Source organism: Paenibacillus pasadenensis DSM 19293, from assembly GCF_000422485.1.
Lineage (GTDB): Bacteria > Bacillota > Bacilli > Paenibacillales > Paenibacillaceae > Paenibacillus_O > Paenibacillus_O pasadenensis.
In genome coordinates, this window is record NZ_AULW01000036.1 from 123493 (window position 1) to 139274 (window position 15782).

The 15782-nt window shown below is 65.9% G+C and carries 13 protein-coding genes; 9 read left to right on the forward strand and 4 right to left on the reverse strand.

Annotated features, from left to right (window positions below):
- The first annotated feature begins 51 nt into the window (after window positions 1-51).
- The 5 genes from H582_RS0106130 to H582_RS0106150 all read left to right on the forward strand — a co-directional run bounded on the left by H582_RS0106130 (window position 52) and on the right by H582_RS0106150 (window position 6171).
- Window positions 52-1512: a sulfatase family protein gene (locus H582_RS0106130; RefSeq protein WP_028597835.1), complete on the forward strand. Its 1461-nt coding sequence runs from the start codon at window positions 52-54 to the stop codon at window positions 1510-1512.
- Between the two features lie 145 nt (window positions 1513-1657).
- Complete coding sequence (locus H582_RS0106135; protein ID WP_043110980.1) at window positions 1658-3334, forward strand: helix-turn-helix domain-containing protein; 1677 nt, start codon at window positions 1658-1660, stop codon at window positions 3332-3334.
- Window positions 3335-3487: 153 nt separating this feature from the next.
- Entirely contained in the window at window positions 3488-4420 is a 933-nt protein-coding gene (locus tag H582_RS0106140) for an iron-hydroxamate ABC transporter substrate-binding protein (RefSeq protein ID WP_028597837.1), read from the forward strand.
- 204 nt (window positions 4421-4624) lie between these two features.
- On the forward strand, window positions 4625-5509 hold the full coding sequence (locus H582_RS0106145) for a class I SAM-dependent methyltransferase (protein WP_028597838.1): 885 nt from the start codon (window positions 4625-4627) through the stop codon (window positions 5507-5509).
- A gap of 107 nt (window positions 5510-5616) precedes the next feature.
- Window positions 5617-6171, forward strand: a complete 555-nt coding sequence (locus H582_RS0106150) for a hypothetical protein (RefSeq protein WP_028597839.1) — start codon at window positions 5617-5619, stop codon at window positions 6169-6171.
- Between the two features lie 13 nt (window positions 6172-6184).
- Here the strand turns inward: H582_RS0106150 and H582_RS0106155 are convergent, their stop codons facing one another.
- A complete protein-coding gene (locus H582_RS0106155) occupies window positions 6185-7093 on the reverse strand; it encodes an AraC family transcriptional regulator (RefSeq protein WP_028597840.1) in 909 nt (302 codons plus the stop codon).
- Window positions 7094-7249: 156 nt separating this feature from the next.
- On the opposite strand from H582_RS0106155, the gene H582_RS26215 reads away from it, so the two are divergent.
- Both H582_RS26215 and H582_RS0106165 read left to right on the forward strand, forming a co-directional pair.
- Window positions 7250-9946: a glycoside hydrolase family 78 protein gene (locus H582_RS26215; RefSeq protein WP_043110981.1), complete on the forward strand. Its 2697-nt coding sequence runs from the start codon at window positions 7250-7252 to the stop codon at window positions 9944-9946.
- Between the two features lie 52 nt (window positions 9947-9998).
- Entirely contained in the window at window positions 9999-10190 is a 192-nt protein-coding gene (locus tag H582_RS0106165) for a hypothetical protein (protein WP_028597841.1), read from the forward strand.
- A 129-nt stretch (window positions 10191-10319) separates the two neighbouring features.
- On the opposite strand, the gene H582_RS0106170 is transcribed toward H582_RS0106165, so the two are convergent.
- A complete protein-coding gene (locus tag H582_RS0106170) occupies window positions 10320-11189 on the reverse strand; it encodes a protein kinase domain-containing protein (RefSeq protein ID WP_052333006.1) in 870 nt (289 codons plus the stop codon).
- Window positions 11190-11299: 110 nt separating this feature from the next.
- On the opposite strand from H582_RS0106170, the gene H582_RS0106175 reads away from it, so the two are divergent.
- Window positions 11300-12430, forward strand: coding sequence for a serine hydrolase domain-containing protein (locus H582_RS0106175; protein ID WP_052333007.1), 1131 nt, complete (start codon window positions 11300-11302; stop codon window positions 12428-12430).
- A 188-nt stretch (window positions 12431-12618) separates the two neighbouring features.
- A complete protein-coding gene (locus tag H582_RS0106180; protein ID WP_028597844.1) occupies window positions 12619-13512 on the forward strand; it encodes an AraC family transcriptional regulator in 894 nt (297 codons plus the stop codon).
- A gap of 234 nt (window positions 13513-13746) precedes the next feature.
- On the opposite strand, the gene H582_RS0106185 is transcribed toward H582_RS0106180, so the two are convergent.
- Together H582_RS0106185 and H582_RS26220 are read right to left on the reverse strand one after the other, a co-directional pair.
- Complete coding sequence (locus H582_RS0106185; RefSeq protein ID WP_028597845.1) at window positions 13747-15138, reverse strand: aldehyde dehydrogenase; 1392 nt, start codon at window positions 15136-15138, stop codon at window positions 13747-13749.
- Complete coding sequence (locus tag H582_RS26220; protein ID WP_084136720.1) at window positions 15135-15521, reverse strand: ArsR/SmtB family transcription factor; 387 nt, start codon at window positions 15519-15521, stop codon at window positions 15135-15137. Before H582_RS26220 ends, H582_RS0106185 begins: the two co-directional genes overlap by 4 nt.
- Between the last annotated feature and the right edge of the window lie 261 nt (window positions 15522-15782).

Here is a 15782-nt window from a genome sequence, read left to right on the forward strand (position 1 = left end):
GAGCAGGCCATAGGGAAAGCTCGCCCAAGCCCGATAAAAGGAGAGAAGACGATGCGCATCCTGCTGCTTGACCTCGATTCGACCCGCCCCGACCATCTGGGCTGCTACGGGTACCCTCGGAATACGTCGCCCCATATCGACCGGATCGCCGCCGAGGGCGTGCGGTTCGAGAACTACTACACTTCCGACGCGCCGTGCTTTCCTTCGCGCACCGCGCTCATGACCGGACGGTTCGGCATCCACAACGGCGTCGTCGGGCATGGCGGCACGGCGGCCGACGTGCGCCATGACGGGGAGTCGCGCGATTTCCGCAGCCGGCTGGCAAGCGACAGCTTCCCGGCCTTGTTCCGCAAGGCGGGCATGAAGACCGCGCTCGTCAGCCCGTTCGGCGAGCGGCATTCGGCGTGGACGTTTTATGCCGGCTTCAACGAGATCCACAACACCGGCAAAGGCGGCATGGAGTCCGCCGAGGAGGTGACGCCGGTCGTGCTGGACTGGCTGGAGCGCCATGCGGAGCAGGACGACTGGATGCTGTACGTCAACTACTGGGACCCGCATACGCCCTACCGGGCGCCGGAGGCGTTCGGCAACCCCTTCGCCGACGAGCCGCTGCCGGACTGGATTACCGAGGAAGCGTTCCGAAAGCATCGGGAGAAGGTCGGACCGCACGGCGCCCGCGAAATCAACATGTATGACAGCCAGACCTTCCCCGAGTATCCTCGGCATCCCGGCGAGCTGAAGGACCGGGACGATCTGCGGCGCATGATCGACGGCTACGATTGCGGCGTGCGCCACATGGACGACAACATCGGCCTGATCCTGGACGCCATGCGGCGCAAAGGCGTGCTGGACGATGCCGTCATCATCGTGACGGCGGATCATGGCGAGAGCCTGGGCGAGCTGGGCATTTACGGCGAGCACGGCACGGCGGACCAGGCCACATGCCGGATCCCGATGATCGTCCGCTGGCCGGGCGTCAGCGGGCGCGGCACGGTCGACCGGGGGCTTCATTATCATCTCGATCTGCCGCCTACGATGGCGGAGCTGATCGGGCTGGAGCCGGCGCCGTCGTGGGACGGCCGCAGCTATGCCGCCTCCGTGCGGGACGGAGAGGAGACGGGACGCGACGCGCTCGTCCTGTCCCAATGCGCGCATGTGTGCCAGCGCAGCGTCCGCTTCGGGGACTGGCTGTACATTCGGACGTACCACGACGGCTACCATCTTTTCGCCAAGGAGATGCTGTTCAACGTCAAGGAGGACCCGCACGAGCAGCGCGATCTCGCAGCGGAGCGTCCCGAGCTGTGCCGGGAAGCCGCTCATCGGCTCCTGGACTGGCACGACGGCATGATGATGACGATGGACCATGACGTCGATCCACTCTGGACCGTCATGAAGGAAGGCGGCCCGTACCACGCCAAGGGGAATCTGGCCCGCTACGCCAAGCGGCTGGCGGAGACGGGACGGGGAGAATACGTCGGCGAGCTGCGGAAGCGGCATCCGAGAGAACACTAGAGCCAGGAACGACCGAGGAGCCGGGATGCCGGCTCCTTTTTGGCGCTCGGTTTGTTCCCGGCGCTTGATATGCTACGATAGGGGAAAACGCGGGAAAAGGGCGGCTTTCGGCGCCACGGTCCCGGCTTGAAGAGGGGATTTGACGGTGGACCAGACATTTGGATCGGAGTGGGAAAAGCTCCGTTTTCCGCTCTATTCCGCGCAGCGGATCCGGTCCGTCTACTGCACGGCGAATACGCCCGTCCAGAAGTGGAAGGAAGCGTCGCCGTCGCTGCTCGCGGTCCGGGACGGCAGCGGGACGCTGCAGGCGGGCGGGAACGCCTACGATCTTGGCGCGGGAGAGGCGCTGCTGCTGCCGGCAGAGGAGGCTGCCGAGCTCCGAGGAGGTCCCGGCGGACCGCTGCATGCTTACCTGCTCGTCATCGGCACGGGGATGGCTGGAGCCGCAGCCGTGGATGGCCCGGGAGGCTTGCGCCCCAGCTCGCTTGACGCCGTCCGGCAGCCTCGGCGCATCTCCGGCGATGCTGGGCTGGCGTCTCAGCTGGAGGAGCTTTTTGTCCACCGGCTGCCGCGCACGGAAATCCGCCACGTCCAGAATCAGCTCCTGTTCCACCAGCTCCTGCTCCGCCTGCTTCCCCACGGCCAGGCGAAGCAGGCGCCTGATGCGGAGCTGCCTTCGATGGAGCGCAGCGTCGCTTATCTGGAGGAGCGGTTCGCCGAGGAAGTGACGCGCGAGCGGCTGGCCGAGATCGCGGGCGTGAGCGCGTCCCACTATACCCGGCTGTTCAAGCTGCACACCGGCTTCACCCCGAGCGACTACTGGTCGCGCCTGCGGATCAACCGGGCCAAGGAGCTGCTGCTTGGCGGCGCGGACTCGCTGCGCGACATCGCCCACAAGGTCGGCTACAAGGACGAATTCTACCTGAGCCGGCGCTTCAAGCTGCAGGAGGGGCGCTCGCCGAGCGAATTCCGCAGCCGCAAGGTCGAACGGGTCGCCGCCTGGCTCGCTCCCTACGCCGTCCATCTGCGGCTGCTCGGCGTGGAGCCGGAGCTGCTGATCGCGGACAGCAGCGAGTTCCTGAAGCCGGAGGCGGAGGTCCCGGCTGCGGGAGCTTCCCGGCTGATCGCCGCCGACGAGCCGCCCGAGACGATCCGAGCGGCTCTTCTGGACAGCCGGATCGAGCTGATCGTCGGCGCCTCGCCGCATCTGGAGCGGTACGGGCAGAGCGCCAGCCGGCTGCGCGTCGCCGCGCCGCTCGCGGATATTCCGTGGATGGAGATCGGCTGGAAGGATCAGCTGAGCCTGATTGCCCGCGCGGTCCAGCGGACGGAGCGGGCGGATGCGTGGCTGGAGGCGTTCGACCGGGAGGAGCGGGCGGCGCGGGAGCTCGTGCAGGCACGGGGGTTGGCGGGTCAGACCGTCTCGATCCTGGTCGCCAAGCCCGGGCGGCTGCTGGCTTACGGCGCGCGCAATGCGGGGTATGTGTTCTACCGTTCGCTCGGAATGCTTCCTCCGCCTCCGGTGCGCGAGGAGATGGAGCGCCGAATCGACCAGTTCCATTCGATGGAGGTCGGGTTGTCCGAGCTGGGACGGTGCGACGGCGATCGGCTCCTGCTCATCTCCGTGCCCGACAAGCACGGCTCTATCGGCCATGTGGAGGAGCTTCTGCAATCGGACGCGTGGCGAGGGCTGCGAGCCGTGCAGCGGCAAGCGGTCTATAGAGCGGAGGAGGACGACTGGATTCCGTACAATCCGGTCTCGATCCAGCTGCAGCTTCGCCGCGCGGTCCAGCTGCTGCTCGGCGAGCCGTTCCGAGCCTGAATGTCCAACTGGCGCCAGTGAGCCAATTGTGCATGCGGTTCCTCCCTTAAAAAGCTATGGCATGGCCGAGGGAGTCTCCCTATACTAGCGATAGCGACTGATAATGATTTTCATCGTCAGTTTGGACAGCGAGAGAAAAGGGAGAGAGTCATCATGAAGAAGCTTTTCATGCCGATCGCATTGAGCGCGATCCTGCTGCTGGCAGCCTGCGGCAGCAAGGAGGCGGCCGATAACGAATCCAACGCGGGGGCTGTCGGAGAGAGCGGCTCCGAGACGATCGTTTATCAATCCGAGAGCGGCCCGGTCGAGGTGCCGGCGCATCCGCAGCGCGTCGTCGTGCTGACCCGGTTCCTGACGGGCAACGTCATGGCGCTGGGCGTGCCGCTTGTCGGCGCGGACGAGATGTCCAAGGACAATCCGAACTTCAAGGACAAGCTGGCCGATGTCGAGGCGGTATCGGACGAAAGCGTGGAGAAGATCATCGAGCTGCAGCCCGACCTGATCCTGGGCACGACGGATGCCAAAAACCTTGACAAGCTCAAGCAGATCGCGCCGACCGTCACCTTCACCTACGGCAAGCTGGATTACCTGGACCTGCAGCTGGAGGTCGGCAAGCTGCTGAACAAGGAAGCCGAGGCGAAGGCGTGGGTCGAGGACTTCGACAAGCGCTCCAAGGAAGCCGGAGCGAAGATTCGGGCAAAGATCGGCGACAAGGCGACCGTTTCCGTGCTCGAGACGTTCAACAAGCAGCTGTACGTATACGGCTACAACTTCGGCCGCGGCACGGAGCTTCTCTACGGGCCGTTCGGGCTGAACATCCCTGAAAAGGTGAAGGAAGCGACGAAGACGGACGGCTACCTGGCCGTATCGACCGAGGTGCTGGGCGACTACTCGGGCGACTACATCATCTTCAGCAAAAACTCGGAAGAGGACAACTCGTTCCAGGAGACGGAAACGTACAAGAACATCCCGGCCGTGAAGAACGGGCATGTGTACGAGGCCGACGCCAAGGCGTTCTACTTCAACGATCCGCTCAGCCTGGAGTATCAGCTCGACTTCTTTACGGAGAAGTTCCTCGGAGAATAAAGAACCGTCGAAAGGGATCATCGCGTTCAAGAAGGCTTGCCAGGGCAGCCGATTGCGAAAAAATAAGCCGTTTCCGAAGCTTGCCAAAGCTTTGGAAACGGCTTTTTGCGGCTTGTTTCGAAGCGAGGCGCTTGCTCATCGGAATGAACTCATCTATTATAGATATTAGATATCCATAATAGAATCAATGAGAGGGGCTTGACGATGAAAGAGCTTGATGATGCCAAGGTGTGGGAGCAGGCGTGGAAGGAAAGAGGGGATCTCGTGCGGGCAAAGCAGGAAAAAGCCGGCATCCAGCCGTCCCGAGCTTTTGACGACAAAGCGGAGACGTTCGATCAATCTTCCTTCAGCGAGGAAGGAAGAAGAAGGACAGAGCGCATCCTCGGATGGCTGGAGGGGCAGGGCGTCGACTTCAAAGGGATGTCCATCCTTGATGTCGGCGCGGCGTCCGGCGTGTTCACCGTGCCGATGCTCGAGCGCGGAGCCGCCGTCACGGCGGTGGAGCCTTCCCCGCCGCTCGTCCGGCTGCTGAGAGAGAACGCGGCGCGCGCGGGCGCAAGCGGGCTGGAGATCGCGGCTGCCCCGTTCGAGGAGATCGACGTGCGCGAGCGGGGCTGGGAGGGCGCGTTCGATCTTGTTTTCGTCTCGATGTGCCCCGTCCTGCACGATTGGAGCGCGGTGGAGAAGATCCTGTCCTGCGCGAGGCATTATGCCTACATCAGCCTGCCCGCGAGCGCGGGAGGGCATAGCCTCGCCGAGGAGATCTGGCCGCTCGTCACCGGCGAGCCGCTGCAGGTCGGACTCCATCGGGAGATGGGCTTCCTCCAGCATCTGCTTTATCTCAAGGGGTATGCCTATCATTCGCTCGTCACGCGGGAATCGAAGATGAGCGAGCTGTCATGGGGCGAGGCGCTGCAGGAAATGAGAAGCTTGCTGAGAGGCCGCGGCATGACCGTGGATGACGAGGTGGAGCGGGCGATTGCCGGCCACCTAGAGAAAGCCTATCCGTCGGGCCGTGTTCGGGTCCGCCAAGGGGGCCGCTTCGGCAAGGTGCTGGTGCAGCTGGGGGACGAAAGCATGCGGGCTTAGACGGATCGAAGCAGCTCTCGAGGGGACAAAAGGCGCAGCGGATGCTGTACGGCTGCTGTTTCGCCATGCTACACTTCCAATAGGAAATAAAAGGAAGAGGTGGCGCGATGCAAGCTTTACTCGTCGTCGGCGGCGTGGTGCTCCTGGCATTCGGGGCGTTCGCCCTCCTTTCGGGGCAATGGCCGGCCTTTGCCGGAGGCCTGTTCGGCGGACTGCTGCTGATGGCTCTGTCTCGAATCATCGACTTGCTGGAGGAGCTGCTGAGAAACGCAAGCGATGCGCCCTACTCGCGGGAGCAGCTGGCAAAAATCATGCAGCGATCACGAGCTTTCCGTCTGGAATCGGAGCTGTTCGAGGTGCACCCGAACGCCAGCGGCGGCAATGAATACCCGCTTTATTATTTGAATGGCGAGCCCTACGTGCGCGCTCGTGCGTTTTTGCCGTATATCAAGCAAGTAGATACGCGATATACGTTCGAGCTTCCGGGAAGGGAGCCGGTGACGCTCGACCGCTCCTCCGCCTATCTTCAAGGAGCTCCACTGTTTGAGTACCAGGAACAGGTAGTGGTGCGGCTCAAGTCGCTCGGCTTGCGGACCCGTCCCGTCGGCGACGCGATCAAGCTGGAGTGGCTGCAGCCCGTCGGGCCGAATTCCCAGTCGTAAAATAGCTTCGATTTCACCCCCTCTCGCTTGGGAGGGGTTTTTTGGCGTTGAAAGCCTCGCTTCGATATCTCCCCGGTGTCCGCCCCTCGATCTGCTTGAACACGCGGCTGAACGATGCGATGTCCCGATAGCCGACCATGCCGGCGATCGTGTCGAGCTTGTGGTCCGTCGCGCGCAGCAGCTCGCTGGCGGCGGCGATCCGCTGGCGCTGCACGAACCGATGGAACGTCTGGCCGGCATGGCGCCGGAATAGACGCTGAAAATGCCGCTCGCTCATGCCGGACCGCTCTGCCGCCTCATGCAGCGTGATCGGGCCGAGCGCCTGCTCGCGCACCTGCTCGATCGTCTCGGCGAACGCATGGATCGGGGAAGGCTCCTGTCCGGATCCGCTGCTCGCGTCCGCTTCCCGCAGCCGCAGCCACTCGATGAGCAGCAGCGTCAGCAGCGCGGACAGCATGGCGGGCGTGCCGGCGCGCGGCGAGGCATGCTCCTCGTGCAGCCGCTCGAACAGCGGCTCGAGCTTCAGGCGCGCGTCGCGGATATGGCCGGCCCCCGGCGGACCGGCCTCGATGTCCCGCCAGCGCTCCAGCAGGCGGAGCTCCGGCGAGGCGGCAGCGATCTCCTCCAGCAGCTCGGGCTGGAATACGACGTTGTACACGACGAGCCGCCGGCTTTTGTCCGCCGAGTAGGGACGGAACACATGGGACGCGCCGACCGGCAGCGCGTAGAAGTCGCCGCGTCCCGCCGGATGGGCGGTGCCGCCCAAATACTGGTAGCCGGTTCCTTCGGCCACATAGTTCAGCTCGATGAAGTCATGCTCGTGCAGGGCGGTCTCGAACCGCTCCTCGATCCGGTTGACGAAAATCCGGTACCCCGGACGGAATAGCTCGCTCGCTTTCATCGTAAGCCGGCTTCGCTTCATGCGCGGCCTCCTTTCGGCATCGGCAGCAAATAGAATGGTCGATGGTTATGTCCATTTTACCATGGTTTTTCGTCCGGATCAGCTATGGGAGATCGGCTGGCAGCGAGGTAAGCTGACGGTAGCAAGTAAGCGCTGCCTAAAAGGGGAGAGAATTCAATGGCCATCATCGACGTGCATGGATTGACCTGCAACAACCGCATCGACCCGCTCGGCATCGACGATCCGAGCCCGTCCTTCAGCTGGAAAATCAAATCGGAGCGCAGGGGCTGGCTGCAGCAGGCTTGGCGCATCCAGGTCGCGGCTGCGGCTGGAGGGGAGGAGTTCGCGGACAAGGACCTCGTCTGGGACAGCGGCCGCCAAGAGGGCGGCTCCACGCTGCATGCGCGGTGCGAAGGAGCGGCGCTGCAAGCCTGCACGGCTTATGTCTGGCGAGTCAAGGCATGGGGAGTCGACGGCGAGGAGTCGCCGTGGAGCGAGCCGGCGCGCTTCGAGACCGCCCTGCTCGGCGATGCTCCGTGGAGCGGAGCGCGCTGGATCTCGCATCCGCTGCCGGCCGACGAGGAAGGCAAGGAGCCGGCCGCCTGCCTGCGCCGCGAGTTCCGGCTCGAGCGGCCGATCGCCTCAGCCCGGATCTATGCGACGGCGCTCGGCATGTACCGGCTGCTCGTGAACGGCGAGCCGGCCGACGACGCCTGCCTGCATCCCGGCTGGACCAGCTACGGCAAGCGGCTGCAGTACCAGACGTACGATGTGACGAAAAAGCTCCGCTCGGGCGGCAACGCTCTCGGCATCCTGCTTGGCGACGGCTGGTACAAGGGGAGGATCGGCTGGGGCGAATGGCCGATCTACGGCCGCGAGCGCGCGGCGCTGGCGCTGCTGCGCATCCGGTATGCCGACGGCACCGAGGAGACGATCGGCACGGACGGCAGCTGGAAAGGGAGCGACGGCGCGATCCGCGCTTCGGAGATTTACGACGGAGAGCGCTATGACGCGAGGCGGGAAAAGAAAGGCTGGGCGCTGCCCGGCTACGACGACGCGGACTGGACGGCGGCCGCGCCGATCGAGCCTGCCGCCGGGCGGCTCGTCGCGCAGGAGAGCGAGCCGGTGCGCGTCGTCGATACGATCGTGCCCGTTTCGGTGCTGACGACGCCGAGCGGCGAGACGGTGCTGGACATGGGCCAGAACATGGTCGGCTGGGTCCGCTTCACCGTTCGCGGAAAAGCCGGAGCCGCCGTCACGCTGAGCCATGCCGAGGTGCTGGATGCGGCCGGCAATTTCTATACCGACAACCTGCGCTCCGCGAAGCAGCAGGTGACGTACATCTGCTCCGGCGAAGGGGAAGAGACGTTCGAGCCGAGCTTCACGTTCCAGGGCTTCCGCTACGTCAAGGTCGAGGGCGTCGCGCCGGAGCAGATTCCGGGCCGCTTCATCGGGTGCGTCATCACGAGCGATCTGCGGCCGGCAGGCCGGTTCCGCTGCTCCGATCCGCTCGTGAACAAGCTCGTCGACAATATCGTCTGGGGTCAGCTCGGCAACTTCGTCGACATCCCGACCGACTGCCCGCAGCGCGACGAGCGCCTCGGCTGGACCGGCGACGCGCAGGCGTTCGTGCGAGCGTCGACGTACAACCGCGACGTGCTGCCGTTTTTCGCCAAGTGGCTGCGCGATCTGGCGGCGGACCAGCTGCCGGACGGCGGCGTGCCGTTCGTCGTGCCGGATGTGCCGGGCGTCGGCGCGAGCTCGGCGGCTTGGGGAGACGTTGCCGTCATCGTTCCGTGGGTGCTGTACGAGCGCTACGGCGACAAGCGGGTGCTGGAGGAGCAGTACGCCAGCATGAAGGCTTGGGTCGAGTATATCCGCGCTCAAGGCGAGGACGAGTTCTTATGGAATACCGGCTTTCATTTCGGGGACTGGCTCGGTCTCGACGCCAAGGAGAACAGCTATGTCGGGGCGACGCCGCGCGATCTGATCGCGACCGCGTTTTACGCGCATGCCGCCGGCCTGCTCGCCAAGTCGGCCGCCGTCATCGGCAAGGCGGACGATGCCGCCGAGTACGGCAAGCTGCGGGAGGGGGTCGAGGCTGCTTTCCGCAAGGAGTTCGTCACCCCGAGCGGCCGGCTTGCGGCGCCGACGCAGACCTCCTATGCGCTGGCGCTCATGTTCGACCTGCTGGAGCCCGGCCAGCGGCAGCAAGCGGCGGACCGGCTCGCCGCGCTCGTCGAGGAGAGCGGCCATCAGCTGACGACCGGGTTTGTCGGCACGCCTTACCTTTGCCATGTGCTGACCCGCTTCGGCCATGCCGAGCTGGCCTACCGCCTGCTGGAGCGCCGCGAATATCCGTCGTGGCTGTATCCGGTCACCAAGGGAGCGACGACGATCTGGGAGCATTGGGACGGCATCAAGCCGGACGGCAGCTTCTGGAGCCGGGACATGAACTCGTTCAATCATTACGCCTACGGAGCGGTCGGCGACTGGCTGTTCGGCTCGGTGGCGGGCATTGACGCGGACGAAAGCGGACCGGGCTACCGGAGCATCCGCCTCCGTCCGGTGCCGGGCGGCTCGCTTTCGTTCGCCGAAGCGGAGCTCGACTCGCCGTACGGTCCGATCCGCTCCGCCTGGTCGCGCCGGCCGGACGGCGGCTTCGCCTACGAGTTCGAGGTGCCGGCGGGCGCCACCGCGCGCGTGTGCTTGCCGGGCGCGGCGGAGGAAGGATCGACCGAATCCGGCCGGCCGGTGCGAGAGGCCGAGGGCGTATCGGAGGTCGTTCAAGCGGACGAAGGACTGGAGCTTCGGCTCGGCTCCGGCACGTACCGCTTCGAGACGCGAGCCGCCGGCGCGCAAGCGGCCGTCTGAAACCAAGCCGCTTTTTCTTCGTAGAACGGGAAAAAGCGAGGAGGAATGATTTATGATCCGACGTCTGCTGGAACGGCTGCTCGGCTCGTCCCGTCATCGGAAGCCTTACGGCGGCTACAAGCGCTACAGCTCAAGCAGCGGCCGCAGGGGCTACAGCCACAAGCGCTACAGCTCCTCAGACCGCAAGTACGGGCATGGCCGCGGCCACGGCTACTATAAGGGCCGCAAGCATAGCTCAAGCTGAGGAGGCCGCCCGCCGATCGGCGATGCAAGAAGGCCGGACCGAATCTCCGCGATGCGGGGGTCCGGGCCGGTCTTTTTGTCCGATCGGGCGGGCGGCGCCGGCTTGAGCGGCCGTTATCGTCCGCTGCGCTCAGCGAGCCGCGAGCATCCGGTCCAGCTCCTCCAGCAGCTCCGGCACGCCGCTCAGCGGCGGGCCATCGGAGCCGAGCAGGCGGCGCAGCAGCCGGCGCGCCTGCGGGGTCAGCTCAAGCTCCTCTTCCCAGCCTCGCTCGGGAGCGCCGGGCGCGGGCTCGTAGGAGGAGTAAAGCAGGAACAGCAGCAGCTCGCCGAGATCATGCAGGTCGGAAGCCGGCTCGGCCGGAGCGCGGCGCCGGTCATGCTCGTCTGCGGAGGCGAGCGCGAGCGGAGGCTCGCCGATGCGGCGGGCGAGCCCGAAGTCGATGAGGGAGAGGCTGTCTCCGCTGGCGAATCCGGCCCGCGCTGCGCTGTTTGGCGCTCCGAATTCGCTGCTGGATAATTTGGCCAAAACATTCGGGATACGCACGTCCAGATGGACATAGCCGCGCTTGTGGACATGGCCGACGATCTCCGCCAGGCTGCGGACGAGCCGAAGCGCCTCCGCTTCGGAGAATGTCCGTCCCTGCTCGAAGATCCAATCCTCGAGCGTCACCCCCGCAGCCAGCTCGCTCGCGAGAAACAGCTGCCCCCGCTCCTCCAGCAGCGCGAGCGCGCGCGGAATAGCCGGATGGTCCAGCCGCTCCAGCATGCCGGCTTCCCGGCGGAGCAGCTCGCGGGCGGCCGCGCCTTTGCTCGGCTTGGCCTGCTTGAGAGCGGCCGGGCGGCCGCGCAGCAGGTCGGTGCAGCGATAGGTCAGGCCGTAGCTGCCGATGCCGAGCAGCTCGTCGATCCGATAGCGGCGGCCGACGATGACGCCGCCGCGCAGCGGACGGTCGAGCCAGTCGGCGAGCAGTCTTTTTCCTTGCAGAAGCAATCGGTTCATCGTACCTCCCGGCCATGCTGGAATGCTTTCTATACGTCTCTCAGCCGAAAAGGGTTCTGCCGTCCGCGAGGATCCGGTACAATGGAGGCAAGCAAAAGGAGGAATCGCCTATGTCGGAAAAATCGGAAGACGCTGTTTTGGAGCGGCTGCTGAAGCCGCTTCGCGAGGCGGTGGAGCGGAAATGGACGCCGGGAGCCGCGGCCGCCGTTCATGTCCGCGGAGCAAGCTGGAGCGTCGCGGTCGGGGCGACTTCGTCCGAGCCGGCGGACGCCCGGCCGGTCGGAGCGGATACGCTTTACGACTGCGCTTCGCTGACGAAAGTGGCCGCGACGCTGCCGCTGACGCTGCGGCTCGCGGCAGAGGGACGCCTCCGGCTGGACGAGCCGGCTAGCCGGCTGCTGCCGGAGCTCGCCGCCGGACCGTCCTGCGGCGTGACGATCCGCCAGCTGCTCGCCCACACCTCCGGGCTGCCGTCCAGCGAGAACCTGCACTCGCCGCCGGCGCCGCTGGCGGAGGCGCTCCGCCGGATCGCGGCCCGCGACCTGCGCGCGGAGCCGGGGACGTCGGCCGTCTATAGCGACATCGGCTTCCTGCTGCTCGGCGAGCTGGCCTCGCGGGCGGCCGGCCTGCCGCTGGACGAGGCGGTCCGGAGTCTCGTCTGGGAGCCGCTCGGAATGGAGCGGACCTCCTACGGCCTGCGCGCGGAGGAGCGGCCAGTATGCGCGCCGACCGAGCGCGATGCCGCGAGCGGCCGCTTCTGGCAAGGCGTCGTGCATGACGAGAACGCTCGCGCGCTCGGAGGCGTCGCTGGCCATGCGGGCATGTTCTCGACGGCGCAGGATCTGCTGCGCTATGCCGCGATGTGGCTGGGTGAGCCGCCGGCCGGAGCCGCTGCTTCCGGCGACGCATTGGCGAGCGCAGCTGCCGCGGCGGAGGTGCTGCCGGAGCCGATCCGCCGCGAGGCGCTGCGGCTGCAGACGTCCGGGCGGGACGAGGAGCGGCGCGGCCTCGGCTGGGTGCTGCGCGGCGACAAGGCGGACTGCTTCGGCTCGCTGGCGAGCGGCAGCGCGTTCGGCCATACCGGCTTCACCGGAACGAGCCTCATGGTCGATCCGGAGCGCGGCCTCGCCGTCGTGCTGCTGACGAACCGCGTCCATTTCGGGCGCGGCGTCGACCTCGGTCCGCTGCGGCGCGAGTTCCACGACGCCGCCTGCCGGCTCGCCGACGAGCTGCCCGGCTGAGCGTCGAAGCGCTTGCGCCGGCTCCGGAGCCGGCGCAAGCGCTCCGACGCCGATCCGCATCCGGCTCCACCCTTTATGCGGCGCTGGCGGCGCCTTCGTCCGAGCGTCCCGATCCGACTTTTTCGGAACCGTGCCGGTCGGGCGCTCTCGTCTTGCAGTCGCTATCCTAGGGAAAGGAAAGGAGGTCCATCGGCATGCTGGAAGCCTGGAACCTGGCGCTCGACGATCTGGAGGAACGCCTCTTCGCCGGCGAACAGATCGACCTGGCGCGGACGGCGCGGATCGCGCTCTGCTCGGAGCATCACTTCAAGCGCATGTTCTCTTACTTGTCGGGAGTCCCGCTTGCGGAGTACATCCGCCGCAGGCGGCTGACGCTGGCCGCGGATGAGCTGCGGCAGCGGGGGGCCAAGGTCATCGACGTCGCCGTCAAGCACGGCTATGCGTCGCCGGACGCCTTCGCGCGCGCGTTCCAGGCGCAGCACGGAGCGACGCCGAGCGAGGCGCGCTCGGGCGGCGTCCAGCTGAAGGCGTTTCCGAGGATGACCTTTCACTTGAGCTTGAGAGGCGGCATGGAGATGAAGGTGCGGATAGTTGAAAAAGGAGCGTTTCGGATCGTCGGCCTCGGCCGGCGGGTGCCGATTCAATTTGAAGGCGTCAATCCGGCGATTCAGGAGATGTGGGGCAGCTTGACTCCGGAAGGCGTCGCCGAGCTGAAGGCTCTCAGTGACGGCGAGCCGTCCGGACTCGTCAGCGCATCGACGAATTTTTCCGAGGAGCGCATGGAGGAGAAGGGCGAGCTCGACCATCATATCGGAGCGGCCACGACAAGGAGCGCGCCGGCAGGCTGGCAGACGCTGGAGGTGGCTTCGTCGACATGGGCGGTGTTCGAGGCGGTCGGTGCGTTCCCGGCCGCGCTGCAAAACGTCTGGGGACGGATCTACTCCGAGTGGTTCCCGTCCTCGGGCTATGAGCTTGTCCCGGGACCGGAGATGCTTTGGAACGAGTCCGCGGACACGTCCAAGCCGGACTATCGCAGCGAGATCTGGATCCCGGTGCGACGGCCGGCAGAGGCGCGGGGCTGAGCGGGCGGCGGGAAAGCCGCGCGGCTCGGCGGGAAGGCAAGGCGTAGGCATAGGCAGGCGGGCGAGGGGCAGCCGCTTTCCTTGTCGGCTATTCGGCCACTTGGCCCTCTTGCAGACGAAAAGAAGACCGGAGCGCCCGCTCCGGTCTTTTCGGCGATCCGCCGCCGTTTCGGCGATCCGCCGCCGTTTCGGCGATCCGCCGCCGTTTCGGCGATCCGCCGCCGTTTCGGCGGCCTAGCCGAGGAATTTTCGGATCATGTTCATCTTCTCGGGCGTGTACGGCGGGAACGTGAGGCTGCTCGCGAACCGGAAGCTGCGGCGCACGACGCTCTTGCGGTGGGAGAACAGCTCGAAGCTGTGCCGCCCGTGATACGCCCCGATGCCGGAAGGTCCGACGCCGCCGAAGGGCAGCTCCGGGTTGATCAGATGCATCATCGTGTCGTTCACGGTGCCGCCGCCGAACGAGCAGCGCGCGATGACCTTCTCCACGGCTTCGTCGTCCTTGGTGAAAAGATACAGCGCCAGTGGCTTCGGCTTGCCGTTCACGAGGCGGATCGCCTCGTCGACGCTGTCGATGCCGATGATTGGCAGCACCGGTCCGAACAGCTCTTCCTCCATCGCCGCCGAGTGGTGGAAGTCTGCGTTCAGCACAGTCGGCTCGATGTACAGCGTCGCGCGGTCGATCCTGCCGCCGAAGACGATGCTCTCGCGATCGCGCTCCAGGATGTCCGCCAGCCGGTCGAACTGGCGCTCGTTCACGATCCGGCCGAACTCGGCGCGGGACGGATCGTCGCCGTAGAAGTCGCGGACCGCCTCGCGCATCTGGCGGATTAGCTCCTCCTTGATCTCCTTTTCGGCGAGAATGTAGTCCGGAGCGACGCAGGTCTGGCCGGCGTTCATCAGCTTGCCCCACATGATGCGCCGGGCGGAGATCTTCAGATCCGCGGTGCGGTCGACGATGACCGGGCTCTTGCCGCCGAGCTCCAGCGTGACCGGCACGAGATTTTTGGCCGCGGCCTGCATGACGATGCGTCCGACCGGCACGCTGCCGGTGAAGAAGATGTAGTCGAACGGCGACTCGATCAGCGCCGTCGTCGTCTCACGCTCGCCCTCCACGACCCGGACGAAGCCCGGCTCGAACGTAACGGCGATCATGTCGCGGATGACGGCGGAGACATGGGGCGTGTTCTCGGACGGCTTGAGCACGGCGCAGTTGCCGGCCGCGATGGCGCCGACGAGCGGCTCCACGAGCAGCTGGATCGGATAGTTGAACGGCCCGATGATGAGCGCGGTGCCGTACGGCTCGCGGTAGATGCGGCTGCGGGCGGGGAACTGGAACAGCTTGCTCCCGGTCCGCTCCGGCTTCGCCCAGCGGCGCAGCTTTTTGGCGGTGTCCTTGATGCTGGCGAGCGTGAAGCCGATTTCGCTCATATATGCTTCGGCAGGGCCTTTGTGCAGATCCTTGAACACGGCATCGAGCAACGGCTGCTCGAACTTGCGGAGCGCGGCGGCGAGCCGATGCAACTGCTCGATTCGCCAGTCGATCGGGCGGGTGGCGCCAGTATCGAAAAAGCGCTTGTGCTCGGCGAGCATCGCCGCGACCTCGGCAGGGGTGACGGGCTTCATGATCGTTCCTCCTTGTCGGATGGGGTGTCGGATGCGTTGGGGGATCGAGCTGGCGGAACGGATGCGCCGCCGGCTCCGGGAGCCAGGCATTCGCGCTCGACCGTCTCCAGCAGCTCGCGCAGCAGGGCGGCAGGCTCTTCGAGCCGCAGCGAGTAGATCCGCTGCGTGCCCTGCTGCTCGCAGGCGAGCAGGCCGGCTTGCAGCAGCAGCTTGAGATGATGGGACACGGCGGGCCGGCTCAAGCTGAGCCGCGCGGTCAGATCGCTTACGGACAGCGGGCCGTTTTCGTGGAGATGCAGCAGGATGTCCTGCCGATGCGGATCGGACAGCGTCTGGAACACCGGCAGGCACTGGCGGAACAGCTGAATGGCGAGCTTGCCCATGGCAGAGCCTCCTTAAGGTAGAGAAAGTCAGGCTTATACGTTGATGCGTTTAAACTCTTCGACCATTTTAGTATAGCGGATGGCTGACGGAGTCGCTACTCTCCGCCTGAAGTGCAGGGGAGCCGCTCTTACGAGCGGCTGAAAAGGAGTCTGACCGGGGGAGTTGCGCGGAAAAACCGAGTTGCTGAGCTATACGTGATGGGCACGGTGCGCTTGAAGGAGCGGCGGGGCGCTCTACGCGCGGAAAAACTGTGCGTAGCC